The following is a 20969-nucleotide window of genomic DNA, read 5'->3' on the forward strand; positions in this document are numbered from 1 at the left end:
TTTGTGCTTTGCTTTTTGGGTTGCTATGCTACGCGCTGGGCGGGACGGGGCTTGGTGACAGACCGGGTTGGAACGGGCTGCGGGGTAGCCACCGCGGCAGGCTGCTTCTTGGTTTTCCGCTCACGCAGGGCCAAGCCGAAGCCAACAGCCATTAGTAACGTTCCGCTCCAGAGCAGGTTGATGAAGGGCTTCTCGATTGCCTTGAGGATGATGTAGTCTTTCTGAGTGGTGCTGACGCCGAAGGTGAATTTGCCTTTGGTGGGGTCAACAGCATTCAAGCTCAGACGCAAGCCAAGGTCTTCGATTTCATCAGGCACGCGGCCGATGAGGCGGTTACGCACCACGAAAACGGGGTGCACATGGTATTGCCGCTGCTTCTCACCAAACACCACTACGTCGGCCTGAATAGCCAAATCGCCTTTGTTGAGGCCGAGGCCAGCTGTTTGCTGAGCGGGCTCAATGGCGCGGAACACAGCAAAATAGTCGTTCAGGAAGATGGTGTCACCGACAGCCAGCTGATACTCTTTCAACTCGCTCCAATCCTTCTCCTTCATCGGCGGCACGGCATTTACGTGGGAGTAGATGTCGTGCGTGGCAAAACGCTTGATGTCGGGAGAAGCCAGCAGACCGCCCATTTCCTCGTTTTCTTGGGCCCGTGGGTACAAGGTGAAGGCCTCACCACTTTTCCGGTTTTTGTATTCGACGCGGTAGTAAGTGTTTTCGGGCAGAATGTTTACCGTATCGCCGGGCTTGTAGTACACTTTCTCGCCTTGCTTGATGGTACCGCGGGCCAGGGCTTTGTACTCGTCTTCGAGGCGGAAAAGCAGGTCTTTATTCACGTAGTCAGGCAAGCCGGGCACGTCGAAATACTGGCCGGTGTACGTCACGTCGTACTCGCCCATGGGGGCGGTGTCGTTGCGCCACAGCAACACGTTGTCGCGGTTCATTTCCTCGCCGAACTCCTTGGAGTACACCATGCCCGACATATTCTTGGACACAATGTTGGAATAGCCGGCCGAACCCAGAATACCGAGCAGCATCAGCGCAATGCCTAAGTGCGCTACGCCCCCGCCCGACAGCTGTACCCGGCGCAGCAGCATCTTCAGCACCACGCCCAGGTTAGCCAGCAAGCCAAACAGGCCGGCCGTTAGGAGTACAATGTAAGTGGCCGAAATTTCGAGGTTGCTGCGGCGTAGCAGCAGGATGACCAACGCTGCACCCAACAAAGCCAATGCCCCCGGATTGGTAAGAGACTCAACCAGGGTTTTCTTGTCGTTGCGCTGCCACCACATCAGCTGGGCCAAGCCAGATAACAAGGCCACGCCTACGCCCATCCACAGCTGAATTTTGGTGTAGTGCGCAATCTGGTCGGCAGGTAGGGCCAGGTTGGATTTGATGCCGATGAAGCCCAGGAATGCGTTATATACCGGAATACTGGTGGTTACCAGCACCTGGAACGCGCCCAGGCACAGCACCGTCGCGCCCACGAATACCCACAGTTCGGGGTTGTAGGTGGTCAGCTCTTTCTCGGAAACCGGAATATGCTTCCAGCGCTTTACCAGCAAGGCAATGGCCAACACCACGAAGGCCCCCAGATAAATCATGAGCTGCCCCGACAACCCTAAGTCGGTGAAGGAGTGGACGGAGGCGTTGCCGAGCACACCGCTCCGGGTCAGGAAGGTGGCGTACAGAATTAGCAGGAAGGTGGCTACCACCAGCACGAACGAGGTGCGCAAGGCCGTGCGGCGCTGTTTCCAGAGTACCAGCGTATGAATGCCGGCCACTAGCACCAGCCACGGAATGTACACGGCATTTTCCACCGGGTCCCAGTTCCAGTAGCCGCCGAAGTTCAGCGTTTCGTAGGCCCAGTAAGCGCCCATCATCACGCCTACACCCAGCACCAAGCCACCCACCAACGACCAGCGCAAGGCCGGCTTCACCCACTTGGTGAATTCACCTTTCCAGAGGGCCGCCACGGCAAAAGCAAACGGAACCAATGTGAGGGCAAAGCCCAGGAACAGCGTGGGTGGGTGAATCACCATCCAGTAGTTCTGAAGCAGGGCATTGAGGCCGGTTCCATCTTTAGGCACGAAATCGGGGTTCATCTTGAACACCGGGATATCCAGAAAGTCGCGCAGCAAAATGAACGGCGACGAACCGACTTTCACGCCACCCAGCACCACACCCAAAATCATGGAGGTGAGGAACAGTTGCACGCCCGCAAACACGGCCATAACGGGGGCTTCCCAGAGCTTATTCCAGCGCATGATGATGAAGCCCAGGACTACATGCCAGAATATCCAAAGCAGGAAGCTACCCTCCTGCCCTTCCCAGAAACAGGAAATCATGTAGTACACCGGCAAGTGGTTGCTGGAGTGGCTCCAGGCGTAGTAATACTCGTAGCGGTGCCCGTGGATGATACCGAACAAGCAGACAATTACGGCCACTACGGCCACGCCGTGCACTATAAATGCGCTCCGGCCAATGCGTAACCAGCTGGCATCCGACTGCCCCAGCGGCTGGTTGCGAGCCGCCATGTAGTAGGAGTACGCAGCCACCGTGGCTGCCACGAAAGCCACGATGACACTCAGGTGCCCAGTGTCGCCAATGAAAGTGTTGAGCATAGCAAAGGTACTATAAGAGAAAGGCTGACTTGCTGCGTTAGTAACTAGCCGACCCGAACGTGTTTAAAGGTTATTGTCGCCGCAAATTTGCTAGGCGTTTCATGCGGGCCCGGTGGCTGCGCCGCTCCCAACTCTGTTGCGCTTTGGTTGCTTGCTTGGCGGCCGCAGCTGCCGCACCGGAAAAGTAATTCTCGTTCGGCATGATCTGGCTGAAAGCATACCATTGCTGCTGCACCATTGTGGGCGTAGTATGGTCGGAGGCTTCGGCTACTACTTGGTACAAATAGCGGCCGGGAATGGCCAGGGTATCAGTCCAGGAGTACTCGGTATTGGAACTACCAAATGTCGTGCGGGCTACGGCCACCGTTGCACGGGAAGTAGCCCGGAACGCCGCTGCCTCACGCCGCAGCACCCGAAACTGTGTTACGGTTCCCAGGGAGTCGGGCAGAGTCCAGCGCAGCGTAAAGAGCTTTTTTTCGCTTGGTATTACGGTAGCTAAGGGAGGCAACGCCATAGCTGGCATACCCCGCGGCACAGAACTTACGGCTATATTGAACCCACAAAAATCTTTGAGGTAGCCATCAACATCCAACAGACAAGGCTGCCCCGCCTTCAGGTTTTCCAGCGTCACGAATACATCCTCCTGGCTACCAAGTGAAATGCAGGAAAGCACCTGGTAAGTGGCTGGCTGGCCGGGCGTGCCAGTAAGCACTACTAACTGTACCCCACGCGTATCATGGCACTGCTGCCCGCCGATGTTCACGTAGTAGCGGCCAGCAGCGCGGGGCGTGAACTCAAACCACTGGTCATTGTGGTACTCGATGCACTTGCCGGTGAGCTTTTCATCTACAGCCGTCCACTGCACGGTGCAGTCGGTGGTAGAAGATTGAACGGCTTGGTTGAGCTGCAACACCTTGCGGTGTTCGATGTCGTCGTTTGGAACCTGAGCCTGAGCCGTTAGTAATGAATAGTTGGAAATGAGCAGTTGGATAGCAAAAACGCGAAGCCAGAAGCGCAACGGCGCATCAGTTAGCCACGATTTCAGCCTATCATTCCTCATTCCTACTTCTTGCTTACTAATTAATTCCAGCAGTGGCTCCCTCTAGGTCTTTCTCCACGTATTTCGATGGGCACTTGAGCAGGATTTTGTCGGCTACGAATATGTTGTTACGCATAGCACCCGTAATTACCACCTGCTCCGACTTGTCGAAATCTTGCGGCTTAGGATTGAAATACACGCAGCGCTGCGCAACCCTGTTGGTATCTACCAGCGTAAAAGCGAAGTAGTTAGGGTCGAGCACTGGGTTGTATTCCAGACCCAGAATGTTCTTCTGGCCGTCACGTGGGAGCCGGCCTACTACGTGCACCTTCGTTAGGTTACCTTCAGTGGCCCGCTCCTTGGCCTCATTGAACGACACGTAGACGCTGGCATCTCCGGCGGCACTCATGATGATACCGATGGCTATGGCAATGACGGCAATAGCCAGAATGTGTGCTTTTTTCATGTCTTGCGTAAAACAGAACAGCTCAAGCCCGAGCTAAGGGTACATTGTAACAAAGGAAATCTACAGAAGGGTCCTTGATGGGCAACTGAATAGCTGAGCAAATGAGTGTGTTCTGAAGAATCAGTCACGCTGCAACTTTATCACTCAGCTATCTAGTATCTAGCTAGTCTTTCAGTTCCCGCTCTAACCGGCTCACTTTCCGGTCCAACGACACAAGGAACGCCAGCAAGCCAGCCAATACTACCGTTACCACGGCTACTACCACGTAAATCTTGCCGCTGCTACGCAGAGCATCGGCCATTTCGGGTGTGTCGGCAGTTTGAGCCGCAGCTTGCAAAGCGGGTAGCAACAACGCCAGCAACAACAGCGCAAAGCGGCCTAACTGAGCTTTCAGCCTTTTATCAGACAAGCTGTTTTTCATACACTTTCAGTTTAAGAGTAGCAATGCGACTGGCAACTTGGGCCAGCCAAAATGCTAGCAAAGTCCAGCCGATAACGGCTGGGTAGAATACCAGCCGCATATTGTCGTCGAGGTCGTATTTGGCGAAAGCCGGATTACCGCCCGCGCCAGGGTGCAACGAATCAGTGAGGCGGGGCAGAATGTAGAACAGCGGCATAGCCGTAGCAAAAGCGAAGATGTTGTAGATGGCCGATACCCGAGCCCGCTGCTGCTCGTCGGTAAACGAGGAGCGCAACACCAGATAAGCACCATAGATAAGCATAGCAATGGCCGCACCGTTCAGCTTGGGGTCGTTGGTCCACCAAGCACCCCACGCATAGCGCGCCCATATACTGCCAGTTGCCAGTCCCACGCAACCCATTAGAATTCCGGTTTTAGCGGCTTCATGCGACAGAATATCCAGTTGAGGCGTAGGGGTGCGTAAGTAGCGTATGGAGTAATACACTGAAGCAATCAGAATGAAAGTCATTCCGAACCACATAGGCACGTGGAAATACAAGTTGCGGATGGTTTCATTGAGTATATGCAGCCGCGGTACTGGCAGCAGAAACCCAGCTACTGCCGTGTAAAGCAACAACACTACCGCTAAGCCTTTCCACCAATTATTTTTCATAAGGAGCCGGGAGCTAGGAGTTAGGAGCTAGAATCCAGAAAAATTCACGCCCGATTCTGGCTGGTTGATAACAAGTGTACAAGGCAGGTTGTGCTACGAAACCAGAAAAGTTTTTTCTTCTGGCTCCTAGCTTCCACCTGCTAACTTCTATCATCAGCTGCGCCATAAAAAAGGAAACAGCAGATACGACACGGCCCCAACAATCAGGTTCAGGGCCAGTAAGGTGAGCAAGGAACTCTGGCTGGCTTCAAATTCGAGGCCGTCCAAAGCATTTTTCGATACCTTGATAAGGAGCAGCAGCATCGGAATCATGAGCGGAAAGCCCAGCACTACCATCAGCGTGTTGCTATTAGTGGCCTTGGCCGCAATGCCTGATACCAGCGTGAGCGTGGAAGCAAAGCCCAGCGCCCCCAAGGCTACATTGCCCACGAAGAGTATAGGGTCCTGCACGGGGTTGCCGAGCACCACCATATATAGCCCGAGGCCCACCATAGCCAGCCCCAGCAGCAGCAAAGCGTTGTAGGCAATTTTAGCCAGAATCACGGCTTGGGGCGGTACCAGCGTGTAATAGTAGAGCATGCGGCCCCGGCTTTCCTGCAGAAAACCCTTGGCCACGGCATTCACAGCCGAGAACAGCAGGATAATCCAGAACAGGGCATTCCATGCTGGTGCGGGGGGCGTACCACCTTTCAGTGAGAAGCTCAAAAAGCACACGAATACCGTGCTACCTACATAGAGCAGCATGCCGTTGAGTGCTGCACGCTGCCGCCATTCCAGACGGAAGTCCTTGAGCATCAAATACCAAATCTCTCGAACGAGCAACACGGCAGTACGGCTGGTGAACAGGACCGCAAAGATACAACCCAACTCCCGGATTAGCAGGCTTGGGGTAGTTAGTTGCCGCGGTGGGTCTATTTCACTACCAGCCGGCCGGTACCCACGGCGGCTTCCTGCATGAGTTGGTAGCTATACAAGCCCATTTGCAATGCCTGAGTGCTTAGCTGCACTTCTCCGTTCTGGGGGCGCAGCATCTGGCTAAGTACGAGGCGGCCGGTGGCGTCGTACAGGCGTACCTGCACGGGCGCGGTGCTCGCCAGCCGGAATGCTACGGCGGCACGAGTTGGGTTGGGGTAGGCCTCCGTGCTCAAAAGCGGGGTGCGGGCACGCACACTCAGCGGTAGGCGGAACGGCTGAAAGTCAACTACGCCCAGTGTGGCTTGGTCGGGCTGGTGGTAGATGTGCGTTTCGATAATGTTGGCCGTGGCCGAGCCCCAATCGTTGTTTTCAGCTTTCACAGCGTCGGGGCCGTTGTTGTAGAAGTCGTATACCTGCCCCCCGTTACCGTTGCCGGTGAAGCGGTTCAAACCTACGTCGATGGTATCGGTGCTGCTGAGGTTGCCGAAGCTGATGGCCGGACCACCCGCCGTACCCGAGCGTACCAGCGTAACGCCCCATAGGTTGCCAGTTACCACATTGCGCGACACCACGCCGGTTTGGGTTTGGTTGCCCTGGAAGTTGAGGCCGCTGCCGCCGGTTTGGGCATTGGGGTTTGTATTATTGTTTTCCACCAGGTTACCCGTCACATAGGCGCTGATGCTGCTCCCAATGACGGCAATGCCGTAGCGGTTGTTGCGCACCGTGTTCCGCCGAATCACCGCCGTCGTTACGCCCCCACCGCCTAGCAGGTTCGAGACGCCGATACCGCCGCCCATATTGTAGGCGGGGTTGCCCACCACCGCACACCGCTCAATCCGGATGGGGAAGAGTGGGTTGCCGGTGCCCAAGTTGATTTGCGGATAGTTGCCGTTTTCGGTGTCGTTGTGCCAGAAAACGCAGTCTTCAATTACCGGGGAAGTTGGTCGGTTGGAGGGCGAGTTGATGCCGGCGCGGGCATTGCGCACAAAGCGGCACCGCTGCACCAGCGCCCGGTTGCCCGACAAGGCTAGCGCCCCGCTGTTGGTCAGGCGTCCGCCTACCGTAGCTAAGTTGTTCCGGAACGCGCAGTCAGTCAGTTCCACGGTGGCATCTACCACCCGCACGCCGCCGCTTCGCTCAACTACCGTGCGCCGCAACACCGAGCCGCCGCTGGTGGCACTCAGCTGCATTCCCAGCCAAGGCTGCGCAACATTCTGGGCCGTAAACACCACCGAATCGGGCGGGGTGATGCGCAACACACCATCAATGCTAAGCAGCGCCCGGTCGGCTACCCGGATGGTTTCGTTGGTGGTAATGCGTAGCGTATCGGTGGCAGCCAGCCGAATGGTGTCATTAATAAGCCACACGCCGCCAACCTGCGTGACGTACCCCCCGGATAGCGTGGCCAACTGCGCTAGCGTGTAGCGCTGGCTGGTACCCGGCGTGCTAAACTGCGCCTGTACTGAACTGAAAATCAACAAGCAAATCATCAACGAAAGCAAGAGTACACGCTTTTTCATAAGGTAGTGAGGTAAGGGTGACAACTAGTGATTTAGGAATGAAAGCTGTTGCGCGGTAACACAACCGTTAGCTCGGCATGGCACTGCAAACTAGCTACCACGTAAAAAAGCCACCCAGGTTGTCTGGGTGGCTTTTGTTTTGCAGTGATGCGGCTTCACTTATCCTAGAAATCGTACCCCAGCGTGAAGTAGAGCTTCGGTCCGATCTGGGAGTAGTCTTCCTGCCCCCAGGCTATGTCAGCCTTGCCATAGAAACCCAACAAAGTGGAGCGTATCCCGAAGCCATAACCAATCAGGAAGGGGTTACGGAAGTTGATAACGGTAGCCGAGAAGGCATTACCAGGCAGCCGGTTTATCTGCGTATTGTACGAGTTGTTCTCGTTGAATGGGTTATTGCCAGAATAGGCTGTACCGGCATCACCGAAGGCTGTTAGCTGTAAGTTGCGGAAGAAGCCTGAGTAGATAGGATTCCGCGAGAGGTACTGCACAATCGGAATTCTCAACTCGGAGTTGAACAGCACATAACGCGGGCCTATGCGCTTGCTGTAGTTGAATCCCCGCAGGTTGGTAGCAAACTGCTGATAGAATATTTCGGCCGGATCTGGGTTTGGATTAACAATCTGGCTGCCCTCGTAGTCTACGTTGAACAGCCAGTTGTCCATGCCGCCCAACCGGAAAAACTGCGGTGAACTGCCAAAGTATTGCCCATAACTGGCCCGATTAGCCCAGATAATCTGACGGTGCACTTTCTGGTAGTGGCGCAGGTCAACGTATATTTTTCCGAAATCCTGCCCGGTACTATTTAAGCCGTTGAGTTGCAGCAAACCGATTTTCATTCGGGTGCCTTCGCGCATGTTCACCCCCGTAGTGATGGAGTTATCGAACACCAACTCACCATTCATACCCAAGTAGTTACGGTTAATGTCGGTGTTACCTGACAGCTCCGTGAACTTGTTGCTTGACACGTTAACGAACCGCGGCCCTACCCGCACGCTTAGGCTATGCGTGAGCGGATAAGCAATGGTAGGCGAAATTTCGTGCCGGCCGTAGCGTACCCGGCCGTTTACCCCCTGAATATTATCGAAGAAATAGGCCTGCTTGTCGTAGCGGATGCTCCAGTCGTAGCGGTGCTTCAGATTGGTATACTCTGCAAAAATCTTGCTGGTGCGCAAATCGGTGAGCAGAAATATACCGGCTCTAATGCGCTGATCCTCAAACAAGTCCGACATGTTCACCTGCCCTACCAAACCAAAGCCCAGTAGCGGGTCGGCGGCCAACGACGACACTACATTATCGATGCTGAAACGGTTGTCGTAGCGGTACGGACCAGCTGGCGCGGGCGTGCTAGCCAACACGGCGGGGGCTGCTTGCGGAGCTGCTACCGTGGTACCCGCCGTTGCCGTACGCGAAGAGCGTTTGGTGGTAGCGCGGCTGGCCGGCAAGTCTTCATCAAACTGATAGTCACTGGTGTTGATGGGTTGGCTGGCAGTGCTAGCTGGTTTGGCTGGCTGCTGCGCTGGCTCGGTGTTGCTCGTACCGTCGGGGGTGGTGGCTTGCGGAACTGTTGTCGGCTCGGGCGTTGGTACGGGTTTGGGAACTGCCGCTACAGCCGGCTTCGACCGGTCTTCGAGCGTTTCCTGGCGCGCCGTTTTGTTCAGCACCAGGTTTTCGGGCGCCGAATACGTAGGATACAGATATACGAAGTCGCGGGCCCGGTTGGCGGCAATGAAGCCTAGCGTTCCGGTGGTGGCATTATAGTCGAAATCCTTGAGGTTGGCTCCGAAGCTAGTTAGCGCAGTACGCTGACGAGTGCGCAATGAGTAACGATACGCACTCCGGATGCCGCTTTCTTCGCCCAAATACACAATTTCATCGTCGGAAATAGCGCGCGGCCGGCCCTCGTTGGAAATGGTGCTCACCAGCGACTCTACAGGTTGGGTACGACCATCTAAGTGGTACATGAACAGGTCGTAGTTGTTGACTACGGCCCCAAAGCTACCCCGAGCGGTACCTGCCGAATCCAACCAGCGGTTGGAGCTGAACACAATACCGTTACCATTAGGCAAGAACACCGGCTGCACATCATCGAACACGTCGTTGGTGAGCTTTTCGGGGCGGCGGCTACCGGCCCGCAGCACGTATAGGTCGCCTTGGCCGTTCTGCACCCCGCTAAATACCAATGATTTGCCATCGGGCGAGTAGCTTAAATCCAGAATCTGCTGGAAGGGCTCGAAGATAGTAGAGCCTTTTTCGCCGATAAACGGTAGCGCCTCCCCTATTCTAGACAGCAAACCAGCCGCGCCACCATCAGCAGGCCGCAGCCGCAAGCTCATCTTGCCTTTGGTCATTTCGGCTACGGCCACTTGGTTGTTGCCACGCCACGCCAGTACCGGCAGGCGGGTTTCCACTTGCTGGCCAGGAGTTTTGTAGCCGCCCCGATGCACCGTGCGCCGGCCCGAACCGTCGCGGTTCACTACCAGCACCCGGTAACGGCCCCGGTCGTTACTCACGTAAGCCAGCTGCTGCCCATTGGGGCTCATCACTGACTGCGAATACTGAATATTCTTACGGTTGCTGTTGGTAATGGCTACTTTGTCGTCAGGCTCGGTGAAGGGCGTTTGTGGTTGGGCATTCAGCTGACGATAGTACGCCAGCCAGTCTTTCTGAAACACCTTGTACGGCACGTTCAACGACGAGCTGATGCCCACCTCCACGTCGCGCGTGATGCGCGTCAGGTTCAAAATATTCTGGATGGTGGTGTAGCCGTAGCGCTCCGCAATGTAGTTCCAGAGGCTCTGTCCCGCTAGTTGAGGATTACGACCGAAAAATGGCGCGGCGCGGTTGCCCTGGTATTCCTGGGTCATGTCGCGCATGTAGTCGTCCATGTCCACGCTCCAGCCTTCGGCGGCGTAGGCCGAGGCCCCATTCACAAACCAGTCGGGTAGTTGCAGCAGGTAGGTGCTTTGAATCACCTCTTTCAGCGAGCCGCCGTACATCATGTCGTTGAGCAGCACCCGCGTAATCTGGAAGCTCAGGTCGCGCTTGAACTGGGTTTGCTGGCCAGTGAAGGCAATCTGAACCTTGCTCATGCGCAGTAGGTCCGTTTCGCCTCCGGTCTGGTACTTGTCGGCATCCAGCCCAATGTTGCTCTGCCGCAGGTCGCCCACCGAATTATAAAGCATAATGGTGGTTTTCGAGTAGGGATAGTACCCCACTAGCGCCGTGATGCGCTGCAACTCTTTCTCGGCGTAGTCGGCGGCCCGGCGGGCACTCACGTCGCCACCGCCGTAGTAATACACGTTGAAATTTTGCGTATTGAGTAGCTGCCAGTCGAAATTCTTGTATTGAATCCGGACCCGCCCAAACTCTTCCTGCGCCGACTGTGCCCGCACCTGGCTACCGGCCAGCAGCGTCAGCAGTCCTATCAAGATGGCTCCTGCCATGGGTTGGCGGTCCGACCTCCGGAACCACCGCGAAAAGAATAGATGCTTCATAGCCAAGAATGCGGTAAACAAAAGGCGGCCCCACGTCAAGCGCAGGCCGTCATACTCTTAGGAGGAAAATCCTGCGGCACCCACCTGAGTGGGAGTCGCCTGGTACAACGCTTGGTAGCGCTTAATATTGACTTCGGGCCATAACTCAAGGTCCGTATTTTCAAGATGGTCGGCGAGCAGGGCGGCCAGCCGGGGAGCCAGCATTACGCCCTTCGAGCCGAAGCCGTTAAATATACTCAACACAGGTACTTCCGGATGCCGCCCTAGCAGCGGTTTCCGGTCGCGCACCGCGGGTCGTACACCCGCCCGCTGCACCCGCACCTCAAACGGCAACGACGTGGTAGCCGCCAGCCGCCCGCTTAGCTCGAGGCGGGCTTCGGGCGTAGTGCCCGCAGCAAACGGCGGCCAGCGGTACGTAGCACCTACCCGGAACTGCCCGTTGCCGAGCGGTACCACGTAGGCTCCTTTGTTGAGCACCTGCGCTTCTGCAAGCCCTTGGCACTCCACGTCCAGCACCTCGCCCTGGTTAGGGGTGAGAGGCAGCCACTTAAAGTACGGATTTTCGATGGCCGCGGCACCTTCACAGCAAACAAAATGCCGAGCTCGTATGCTACCCGCGTACGTAATACCGCTTGGGTCGGTAACGAGTTGCTGCCAGTTGAAAGTTTCATGTCGCAGCCCTCCATTTGCAAGTTGTTCGGCGGTCAGTGCTGCTAGTAATTCGCGCAGTTGCACGTAGCCCCCGCGCCGGATGTGCAGCCCTCCAAATTCGCTGTGTACGCCGGGCAGGGGCGGCAGCGGTGCCCCTGCGTTTTCCACAAAATCCTGCCACGGATGGTCGGCGCTACGAGCCAACATGGTGTTCTGCTCAGCTACCGACGAAAACAACTTCCAAATAGGCAACTCAAAGAAAAACTGCTGCCCAAAGTGTTGTTCCATTTCGCGGTATAGCGTGCCGGCGGCTGTCAGCAATTCATCGGCGCGCCAAGCCAGGGCAAAGCGCTTACCAGCTACAGGGTTCATCAGACCCGCAGCTACTTTCGAGGCCGAATCGGGCTGGGCAGCATCGAGCACTAGCACCGTGCGGCCTCGGCGGCGCAGCTCCCACGCCAGCGTGGCACCGGCAATGCCATGGCCGAGCAGCAGATAATCGTATTCTTCCATATGGCGGGCAAGGTAAAAAGTTGTCGGTTGTGAGACACTAGCTTGGTAAGCCAACACTCCGCAACTCACCACAGACAATCCGCAGTACTGAGAAGACTCGTAACTTACCCGCCGGTTCCATTACGTTCTGTTTTTTCCTTGCTGCATGACCGTTTCCGGTTTCACGTTCAACGCCTTTTCCGAAAATACCTACCTCCTGCACGATGCCACCGGCCAGTGCGTCATCGTTGACCCCGGTTGCTACAGCCGGGCCGAGCAGGAGGCGCTTCGCAGCTTTATTGAAGCCCAGAGCTTAGAAGTGGTTTTATTGCTGAACACGCATTGCCACATCGACCATGTGTTGGGCAATCAGTTCGTATTAGACTCCTACAAGGTGCCGTTCCTGATTCATGAAGCAGATGCAGCTACTCTGCGGTCGGTGCCCGCTTACGCGCCTAGCTACGGATTCCCAGCCTATTCTCCCGCTGAGCCGACCGGCTTTCTCACGCCCGCAGAACCTATGCGCTTTGGGGATACTGAGTTGGAAGTACGCTTTGCGCCCGGCCACGCGCCCGGCCACGTTGTATTCTACCACGCACCTACCGCTACCGTTATCGGTGGCGACGTGCTCTTCCAGGGCAGCATCGGCCGCACCGATTTGCCCGGCGGCGACTTTGATACGCTCATCAGCAGCATCCAAACCCAACTGCTTACCCTCCCCGATGAAGTAACGGTGTACCCCGGTCATGGCCCAGCTACCACTATTGGAGCGGAACGCCGCACAAATCCTTTCCTCAATTAGAAATCATGACTTGAACGGCAGCTGGCTTAAGCGTGCGTTGCTTTGTATTCACTTCTGAATTCATGATTTTTAATTTCCTTACCAGAGTATGAAGAACCATATTCCTAACGCCGTTACCTGCCTGAATCTGTTTTCGGGCTGTTTGGCAATCACTCAGATCTTTGCTGGCCGCCTCGAAATTGCTGCGTATCTGGTAGGACTAGCTGCCGCCTTCGATTTTGCTGATGGTCTGCTGGCGCGGGCCCTGCACGCCTCCTCCCCCATCGGCAAAGACCTGGATTCGTTGGCGGATATGGTGTCGTTTGGAGTAGTACCAGGCGCCATCCTATTCGATTTGCTCACGCAGGCCAGCGCCGATGCGCCAGCCTGGCTGCCGTACGCCGGCTTCATTGTGACGGTGTTTTCGGCGCTACGGCTGGCAAAATTCAATAACGACACTCGCCAAACCACCTCGTTCATTGGGCTCCCTACGCCGGCCTGCACGCTGGTAGTAGCGTCCCTTCCACTCATCTTGGCCCACGATTCTTTTAACATTACCAGCTTTATTCTCAACCCGTGGGTGTTGCTGGGTTTGACGGTGTTATTATCGGGCCTGCTGGTAGCCGAAATTCCACTATTCGCCTTGAAGTTCAAGAACTTACGCTGGCAAGACAATTCCACTCAGTTCATCTTTCTATTGATGGCGGTAGCACTGCTGATTGGCTTACAAGCCACGGCTATTCCGTTGGTTGTACTGCTCTACGTAGTGATGTCGGTGATACGGCCTGCTGTGGGATGATTTTTGCAGGGCACTTCACAATATATCAAAGGCTTAATGAGTTAAAAACATCGAACCGACGATGAACCCCATTTTGGTTGAGCTTGTTTAGTGCCCGTTGTTAGCTACTTCATCCAACTGCTTATCGAACACACCCTTATGCGCTACTTTACTTTGCTGGTAGTTTGCGGCCTGTTGTTAGGGTTTTCAGCGCAAGCGCAAGACGGACGACAGACGGCAGCACTTCGCTTACAATGGGAAGGCTACCACCAAGTACCCGGCTCTGACTATACCTTACGAAAGGTGCCTACCTTCTTGCTGGCTCAGTACCAAAGCCGCTCATTATTTGGCAGCTACGTGCTCCGGATAGCTGGTACAGTTGCTGAAGGTGAACTACGCAATACCACCTATGCTCCTTTTTCTGCAGCTGATGCGGCTTTATTGAAAAGCCCATCCTTGCCGCCAGCCGCTAGTATTACTGTAAACGAAGGTGTAGAACGTGGGCAGGCCATCAGCTTTGTGACAGTGCCAGCCATACGCCGCAACGCTCAAAGTGGCCAGTTCGAAAAGCTGATTTCGGCCGACTACAGCTACATTCCTGGCATTCCAACTGTGCGCCGAGGCCAACAGATTGCCTACGCTGACAACTCTGTGCTACGCACTGGCAACTGGTACAAGATTGGCGTTCCAAAAAGCGGCATCTTTAAGCTTGACTATGACGCCTTACGTCTGCTAGGCCTTGATGTGCAAAGCGTTGACCCTCGTCGCATCCAGATTTTCGGCAATGCTACTGGCCTACTACCCCAGCCCATTAGCACTCCCCGCCCCGACGATTTAGTGGAAAATGCCGTGTACTTCTCCGGCGATAATAACCCGACCTTCGAGAATGGCGAATATTTCCTCTTCTATGCCCGTGGCCCCCACGTATGGGAGCGGGTACCTGGGGCGCAACGTTTTCAGCACATCCAAAACATCTATTCAGATACCGCTTACTATTTTGTAACGGTGGCTCCCTCGCCTCGTATGGGCCGCCGGGTACAGGCTGCCCCGGCTGTTGGTCCTGCTAATGCGCCAGCTATTTCCCAGTTCACCGAACGAGAGTTCTACGAGAAGGAATTGGTGAATCTAGCTAAGTCGGGCCGCCAATGGCTAGGCGAACCTTTTCGTAGTGGTACAGCACAGGTTTTTTCACTCGCAAGTATCACCAATGTGCTACCTGGTAGCACTATGCAGGTTACAACTTCGTTGGCTGGAACCTCATCTGCTAGACAGTCTTTTCAAGTGACTGTGAACGGAGCCTCTGTAGGTATTCAAGCCCTACCTGGACTTTCAAACAGTAAATATCCTGAATACGCTAACACTAGTGTTCAAACGTATGCAGTGGCTCCATCTTCTTCCTCTGCTGCGTTGCGCGTGGGCTTCACTTATAACGGCTCTGATGCGTCTGATATAGGTTACCTAGATTACATAGAGGTGAATGCCTTGAAGCCACTGCAACTCAGTGGTTCAGCTACCGAGTTTCGCTCGTTTAGTAACCTACGCTCTGGCAGCATCAGCCAGTTTAATGTTGCCAATGGGGCCGGTGCACTGGTATGGGACGTAACTAATCCGCGACACGCCAGATCATACTCAGTAAATGCTGCCGGTTCTTTTGTTGCTCCCACAGATTCATTGCGGGAGTTTGTGGCTTTTACTCCTTCTGGCACTTTCGATAAACCAACCAACCTTGGGCGCGTTGCCAATCAAGACTTGCACGCCAGCCTAAATTCCACCCTTGATCTGGTTATCGTCACCCATCCCCTGTTTTTGCAGCAGGCAGAGATACTTGCAGCCCATCGGCGCACTCACGACAATCTGAAAGTGGCAGTGGTTACCACCACACAAGTATACAATGAGTTTGGCTCGGGCGGGCAGGACGTCAGCGCTATTCGTGACATGATGAAAATGGTGTATGATCGTCGTAATCAATCGAGCCGTCATCAATACCTGTTGCTTTTTGGTGATGCTTCCTACAATTATAAAAACGGTATCACGTCTCAGAACTTTGTGCCTACATACGAGTCCCGCGAATCTTTCTCTCCCATATACCGCCGCACTAATGGGTTCGGCGAGCAAACGTTCTGCTCCGATGACTATTATGGCCTGTTAGATGATACCGATGGTGAATGGAGGGAAGATGGCCTCGGTGAAACGATGGAAATTAGTGTGGGGCGCTTACCGGTACGTATTCCAAGCGGACAAGCTGCTTCTACGCAAGCCGCATTGGTAGTTAACAAGCTGATTGCTTATGACACCAAAGCAACTATGGGCAATTGGCGCAACCGTTTCACGTTAGTTACCGATGATGGCGACAATGATTTACATGTGAATGCTGGAGAAGAATTAGCTCGCCAGATTGCTAGCAAACATCCCGTTTATAACGTCAACAAAAACTACCTTGACCTTTATCGGCAGGTTAATGGAACTTCAGGCGAGAAGTCGCCGGACGCGGAGAAAGCAGTAGATGAATCCTTCGAGCGAGGCTCGCTTATTATTAACTACAATGGCCATGGTGGTCCGGATGACCTTGCTGATGAGAAGCTAGTATCACATGCCTCTGTGCTGCGCTTGCAAAACAAGAACCGGCCAACCTTTATGGTTACAGGCACCTGCGACTTTAGTTACTATGATGACCCTAGCAAGGACTCAGCAGGTGAACAAACTCTTACAGATGTAGCGGGAGGAGCAATTGGATTGTACACAACTACTCGTCTTACTATTGCCGACGGCAATACCTTTGCTATACCTTTTTACGATTCTCTTTTATCAACTGCAAATCCTTCCCGCACCCGGATTGGAGAAGCAGTACGGTATTCTAAAAATCAAGTACCCACTAATTCCATCAACCGCAACTATGTGCTACTCGGCGACCCTAGCGCACACCTAGCTCAACCGGATCTGGCAATGAGCCTAGACGCGGTGAATGACAAACCAATCAGCGGAGCCTCAATGGATACGCTTAAGGCGTTATCTACCGTAAAGCTCTCTGGTTCTGTTCGTAATAGTCGTTTGAGTACGGGCGCAGTAGACGCTACTTTTTCGGGCACAACACAAGTTGTTGTGTACGATAAGCCCACTACCGTAAATACGCTTGGCACAACTTTGGGCGACTCTGTCAAGCCCATCCAAGTTCAGGAGAACGTTATTTACTCTGGGCAGGCCACGGTACGAGCTGGCCGGTTTTCCGTGCAGTTCGTAGTTCCCCGCGACATTAATTATAATGTTGGGTTAGGCAAGGTTAGTCTTTATGCCAAAGACACCGTGCGCACCATAGATGCGCATGGCTACCGTACTGTGCCTGTTGGCAACTCCATCCTACTAGCCAACCGTGACACTATACCGCCAAAAATCACGCTGCACATGGATAACACGGCTTTCGTGTACGGCGGCCTCACTAAACCCACCACCACCTTACTTGCTCGCCTCTTTGATGAAAGCGGCATTAATACGGCGGGCTCTGGTATTGGCCACGAAATAACCGCAACTCTCGACAACGACCCAGCGCGCCTAACTATTCTTAATGATTTTTATACGGCCAACGTCGATAGTTTTCAGTCTGGCAACGTTCGGTACGGTTTCAAGGACTTGGCCACTGGCCCCCACGTATTGCACGTGAAAGCCTGGGATACCTTCAATAACTCTTCCATTAAAGATATCGAGTTCATTGCTGCGCAAGACGATAAGCTAGCGCTAAGCCACGTGTTGAACTATCCTAATCCCTTCGCTAAACACACCACTTTCCACTTCGACCACAACCGTAGCGGGCAGGAATTAGATGTGCAAGTGCAGATATTTACTGTTGCTGGGCGGTTGGTTCGCACCTTGCAAGCCAACATTCCTGCCAGTAGCTCTCACGTGCCCGCCAGTCCAAACGACACCTCGCTCTCTTGGAACGGACGCGACGAGTATGACGACCAGTTGGCACGGGGGGTATATATATACCGTGTGAGCGTACGTTCCAACGACGACCAAGCAACCACCTCCAAGTTCGAAAAGCTGGTGATTCTCAACTAAGCCAGCATTCCACCTACACCATTCTCTTCTATTTGTATGACCTTTTCAAAGCTGCCCGTGCGTTCTGCGCTTCTTTCCGGACTAATGGGCTTGCCATTGCTCGGAACTGCCCAATCATCACCTAGCACCATTACCACGGCTGTTCCTATCTTAACTATCAGCCCCGATTCGCGTTCTGGCGCACTCGGTGAAGCTGGAGTAGCGTTATCACCTGATGCCAATTCCATCTACCACAATGCGGGTAAGTTGGGTTTTGTAACCAATAGCTACAGCTTTTCTCCTTCTTATACGCCTTGGCTTGCGTCAATCACCGATGATATGGGCTTGGCCTATTTATCGGGTTACGCCAAAACGGGTAGCCGCTCCGCTATTTCTGCCTCGTTGATGTACTTCAATTTGGGCGAAATACAGTTCCGGGACTTCTTAAATAACCCTGGCCAAAACTTCACTCCAAAAGAGTATGCTTTCAGTGTGGGCTATGGTCAAAAGCTGACGGATAACTTCGGTGTTGGCGCAACAGCGCGCTATATTCGCTCCAACCTAACCGATGGGAGTGGTGACTCTCAGCCTGGCAATGCGCTAGCCGTTGATTTAGGAGCATACTACAACAAGGATCTATCCATTGGTGCATCTGATTACAACTTAGGGCTTGGTGCCGCCATTACTAATATTGGCAACAAAATCACCTATACCAATCCTCAGCAAGCTGACTTTTTACCGACTACTTTAAAGCTTGGCACTGCTATTACTCGTGAGCTTGATGCCTACAACAAGCTCACCTTAACAGTAGATTTTGCGAAGCTCTTAGTTCCTTCTCCGTACTATGAAGAGGGAGTTTCTGCTAGCGACAATACTCCAGCCGGCCAGCGGGTAGCCGCCGAGAATGAGTCACGCCGTACTAAAGGTATTGTACCTGCTGCGCTAGGCTCCTTCAGTGATGCCCCAGGCGGATTTCGCGAGGAACTACGCGAAGTAAACATATCCGCTGGCGCAGAATACGTTTACAACGACTTGCTGATGGCACGCGTAGGGTACTTTTATGAGAATCCGGTGAAAGGTGCTCGTCAATACCTCAGCTTTGGCTTCGGGGTCCGCTACCAAGTATTTGGAGTTGATGGAGCCTACTTGGTGCCTAATGCCAAGGCTAACCCTCTCGCCGAAACAATCCGTGTCTCATTACACTTCAACTTCAATAAACTCGATGAGGCGTTCGGCGACGGTACCGAAACGCCTGTCAACTAATTCCTTGCTGATGCTCGACCGCCAAGTCGCACCTCCCGTTCAGCCGCTGGCCAGCGTAACGCTGCCCGCGGCTGACGTGTTTTTACTCCCTAATGGAGCCCGCCTACATGTTATGCGCAACTATGCACAGCCCGTTGTTCGTCTGCAAGCTGTTTTCAAGGCGGGTAAATGGTATGAGCCAAGCCCTGGCGTTTCGCTCCTCACGGCTCGCATGTTGCTCGAAGGCACCCGCACCCGTACAGCCCGCCAGATTGCCGATGAAGTAGCTTTTTATGGAGCTTCGCTGGAATGTGAGCAAGGATTTGATCGGGCTACGCTCACACTATACTGTCTGACGCGCCACCTAACCAATCTACTCCCTCTCGTTTACGAGGTCATAACTGAGCCTACATTCCCTGAAGCGGAACTAGAGCAGCTTAAAACAAGAACCGCCCAGAATGTCCGTGTTGAACGCCAGAAATCCAGTTATCTAGCAGCTGAGTTATTTTCTCACAACTTGTATGGCCCCGATTATCCTTATGGCAACGTATTCAACGAGTCAGTATTCCTATCTGTCTCACGCAACTCTATTGAAGCATATCACCGTGCAGCCTATCTGCTTTCCGAAGCAGAAATATTCCTGTGTGGTGATGTAAATAAGTCGCAAGAAGATGCCGTAGTTAATCTTCTGAGTCAATTTATCCCAACAGCCTCTCAACAACTCACCAGCACCCCAAACCTCATTCCAACAAGCAATCCATCTTACGACCACAAAGTCGTAGCTGATAGTTTGCAAACTTCTTTGCGCATTGGCCGTTTATGGCCCTCTCTCACCCATCCTGATGCGCACAGGCTACAAGTATTAGTCAAAGTTCTGGGCGGTTATTTTGGCTCCCGCTTAATGAAGAATATTCGCGAGGACAAAGGGTTCACCTATGGCATATACGCTAGTGTTGGCCCTCGTGAACATGCCACCTCATTTGCAATTGGTACGGATGTAAACGCGGAAAGCGCCAAAGCAACCATCCATGAAATTCATCATGAGCTTCAGGCATTACAAACCGATTTAATTCCTCAAAAAGAATTGCAAATAGTTAAGAGCTATATGGCTGGGAAGTTTGCTAATGAACTCAGTACAGTATTCGAGCAGTGCGATAAATACAAGAGTATCATATTCTTTAACTTACCAGCAGACTACTACACTGCTTTCATTCAGACAGTAAACCAAACTACGTCTGAGCAATTACTTGACTTAGCAAAACACTATTTGTCTCCTGAGTCAATGGTGGAGGTAACGGTAGGTCCATAGAGAAACTACAACTCAATAAGTATAAAGGCAAGAAGCGCAAAGAGATTGACTAATTAGTTAATCTCTTTGCGCTTCTTGCCTTTATACTTATTCTTTTTAGCCCGTTCCTAGCTTCAAAAGGCAACCGCACACGAGCTTGGGCTAGTTGATTAAACAGCTATGGTTCCGGGTGGGTTATAAAACAACACCGCCCCTCGACGGCGCGGGGCCGGAGGGGCGGTGTGGGATACAGTAAGGTTGGCGGCGACCGACTCTCCCACCGATGAAGGCAGTACCATAGGCGCTCCGGGGCTTAACGACTCTGTTCGGAATGGGAAGAGGTGAACACCCGGGCTAAAGCCACCATTACTGGTGTCGCAGTTCGTGTTCCGAAACTGCGTCATGTTGTTGACACAAGGCCAAGAAAGAAAACCAGCGGTACAGCGTGCGTTGTTGGTAGAAGCGTTCGGGTCATTAGTACGGGTCAGCTGTGCGATTTCGCGCTCTACACTTCCCGCCTATCTACGTCGTCATCTCCGACGACCCTTCGTATATAGGAAATCTCATCTTGAGG

The 20969-nt window shown here is 53.7% G+C and carries 14 protein-coding genes and 2 rRNA genes; 5 read left to right on the forward strand and 11 right to left on the reverse strand.

The window, feature by feature from the left end:
• Positions 1-23: 23 nt before the first annotated feature.
• From ccsA to G536_RS28125, 9 genes are all read right to left on the reverse strand, one after another.
• The gene (gene ccsA / locus G536_RS28120) at positions 24-2624 is read right to left on the reverse strand and encodes a cytochrome c biogenesis protein CcsA (protein ID WP_022824438.1); all 2601 of its coding nucleotides are present in this window, start codon (positions 2622-2624) and stop codon (positions 24-26) included.
• Between the two features lie 70 nt (positions 2625-2694).
• Positions 2695-3684 carry a hypothetical protein gene (locus G536_RS0115065; RefSeq protein WP_169515106.1) on the reverse strand — a complete coding sequence of 330 codons (990 nt, stop codon included), beginning with the start codon at positions 3682-3684 and terminating at the stop codon, positions 2695-2697.
• A 16-nt stretch (positions 3685-3700) separates the two neighbouring features.
• Positions 3701-4129: a cytochrome c maturation protein CcmE domain-containing protein gene (locus G536_RS0115070; protein WP_022824440.1), complete on the reverse strand. Its 429-nt coding sequence runs from the start codon at positions 4127-4129 to the stop codon at positions 3701-3703.
• 163 nt (positions 4130-4292) lie between these two features.
• Positions 4293-4550, reverse strand: coding sequence for a CcmD family protein (locus tag G536_RS0115075; RefSeq protein ID WP_022824441.1), 258 nt, complete (start codon positions 4548-4550; stop codon positions 4293-4295).
• A complete protein-coding gene (locus G536_RS0115080) occupies positions 4531-5202 on the reverse strand; it encodes a cytochrome c biogenesis protein (protein WP_022824442.1) in 672 nt (223 codons plus the stop codon). Before G536_RS0115080 ends, G536_RS0115075 begins: the two co-directional genes overlap by 20 nt.
• Before the next feature lie 153 nt (positions 5203-5355).
• On the reverse strand, positions 5356-5997 hold the full coding sequence (locus G536_RS0115085) for a heme exporter protein CcmB (protein ID WP_022824443.1): 642 nt from the start codon (positions 5995-5997) through the stop codon (positions 5356-5358).
• 116 nt (positions 5998-6113) lie between these two features.
• Positions 6114-7637, reverse strand: coding sequence for a T9SS type A sorting domain-containing protein (locus G536_RS0115090; protein WP_022824444.1), 1524 nt, complete (start codon positions 7635-7637; stop codon positions 6114-6116).
• A gap of 164 nt (positions 7638-7801) precedes the next feature.
• Positions 7802-11131 carry a hypothetical protein gene (locus tag G536_RS0115095; RefSeq protein ID WP_245575835.1) on the reverse strand — a complete coding sequence of 1110 codons (3330 nt, stop codon included), beginning with the start codon at positions 11129-11131 and terminating at the stop codon, positions 7802-7804.
• A 57-nt stretch (positions 11132-11188) separates the two neighbouring features.
• Positions 11189-12295 (reverse strand): NAD(P)/FAD-dependent oxidoreductase, encoded by a 1107-nt coding sequence (locus G536_RS28125; RefSeq protein ID WP_022824446.1) that lies wholly within the window; start codon positions 12293-12295, stop codon positions 11189-11191.
• A 145-nt stretch (positions 12296-12440) separates the two neighbouring features.
• On the opposite strand from G536_RS28125, the gene G536_RS0115105 reads away from it, so the two are divergent.
• The 5 genes from G536_RS0115105 (at position 12441) to G536_RS0115125 (ending at position 20416) form a co-directional block, all read left to right on the forward strand.
• Positions 12441-13076, forward strand: coding sequence for an MBL fold metallo-hydrolase (locus G536_RS0115105; RefSeq protein ID WP_022824447.1), 636 nt, complete (start codon positions 12441-12443; stop codon positions 13074-13076).
• 88 nt (positions 13077-13164) lie between these two features.
• The gene (locus G536_RS0115110; RefSeq protein ID WP_022824448.1) at positions 13165-13854 is read left to right on the forward strand and encodes a CDP-alcohol phosphatidyltransferase family protein; all 690 of its coding nucleotides are present in this window, start codon (positions 13165-13167) and stop codon (positions 13852-13854) included.
• 138 nt (positions 13855-13992) lie between these two features.
• Complete coding sequence (porU, locus tag G536_RS0115115; RefSeq protein ID WP_022824449.1) at positions 13993-17886, forward strand: type IX secretion system sortase PorU; 3894 nt, start codon at positions 13993-13995, stop codon at positions 17884-17886.
• 36 nt (positions 17887-17922) lie between these two features.
• Positions 17923-19128: a type IX secretion system outer membrane channel protein PorV gene (gene porV / locus G536_RS0115120; RefSeq protein ID WP_026880212.1), complete on the forward strand. Its 1206-nt coding sequence runs from the start codon at positions 17923-17925 to the stop codon at positions 19126-19128.
• A gap of 10 nt (positions 19129-19138) precedes the next feature.
• A complete protein-coding gene (locus tag G536_RS0115125; RefSeq protein WP_033370137.1) occupies positions 19139-20416 on the forward strand; it encodes a M16 family metallopeptidase in 1278 nt (425 codons plus the stop codon).
• A gap of 235 nt (positions 20417-20651) precedes the next feature.
• Here G536_RS0115125 and rrf read toward each other — a convergent pair.
• A 5S ribosomal RNA gene (rrf, locus tag G536_RS0115130) occupies positions 20652-20763 on the reverse strand.
• Positions 20764-20848: 85 nt separating this feature from the next.
• Positions 20849-20969: ribosomal RNA gene (locus tag G536_RS0115135) — 23S ribosomal RNA — on the reverse strand; the annotation flags it as partial.

The sequence above is a fragment of the Hymenobacter norwichensis DSM 15439 genome (genome assembly GCF_000420705.1).
Taxonomy (GTDB): Bacteria; Bacteroidota; Bacteroidia; order Cytophagales; family Hymenobacteraceae; genus Hymenobacter; species Hymenobacter norwichensis.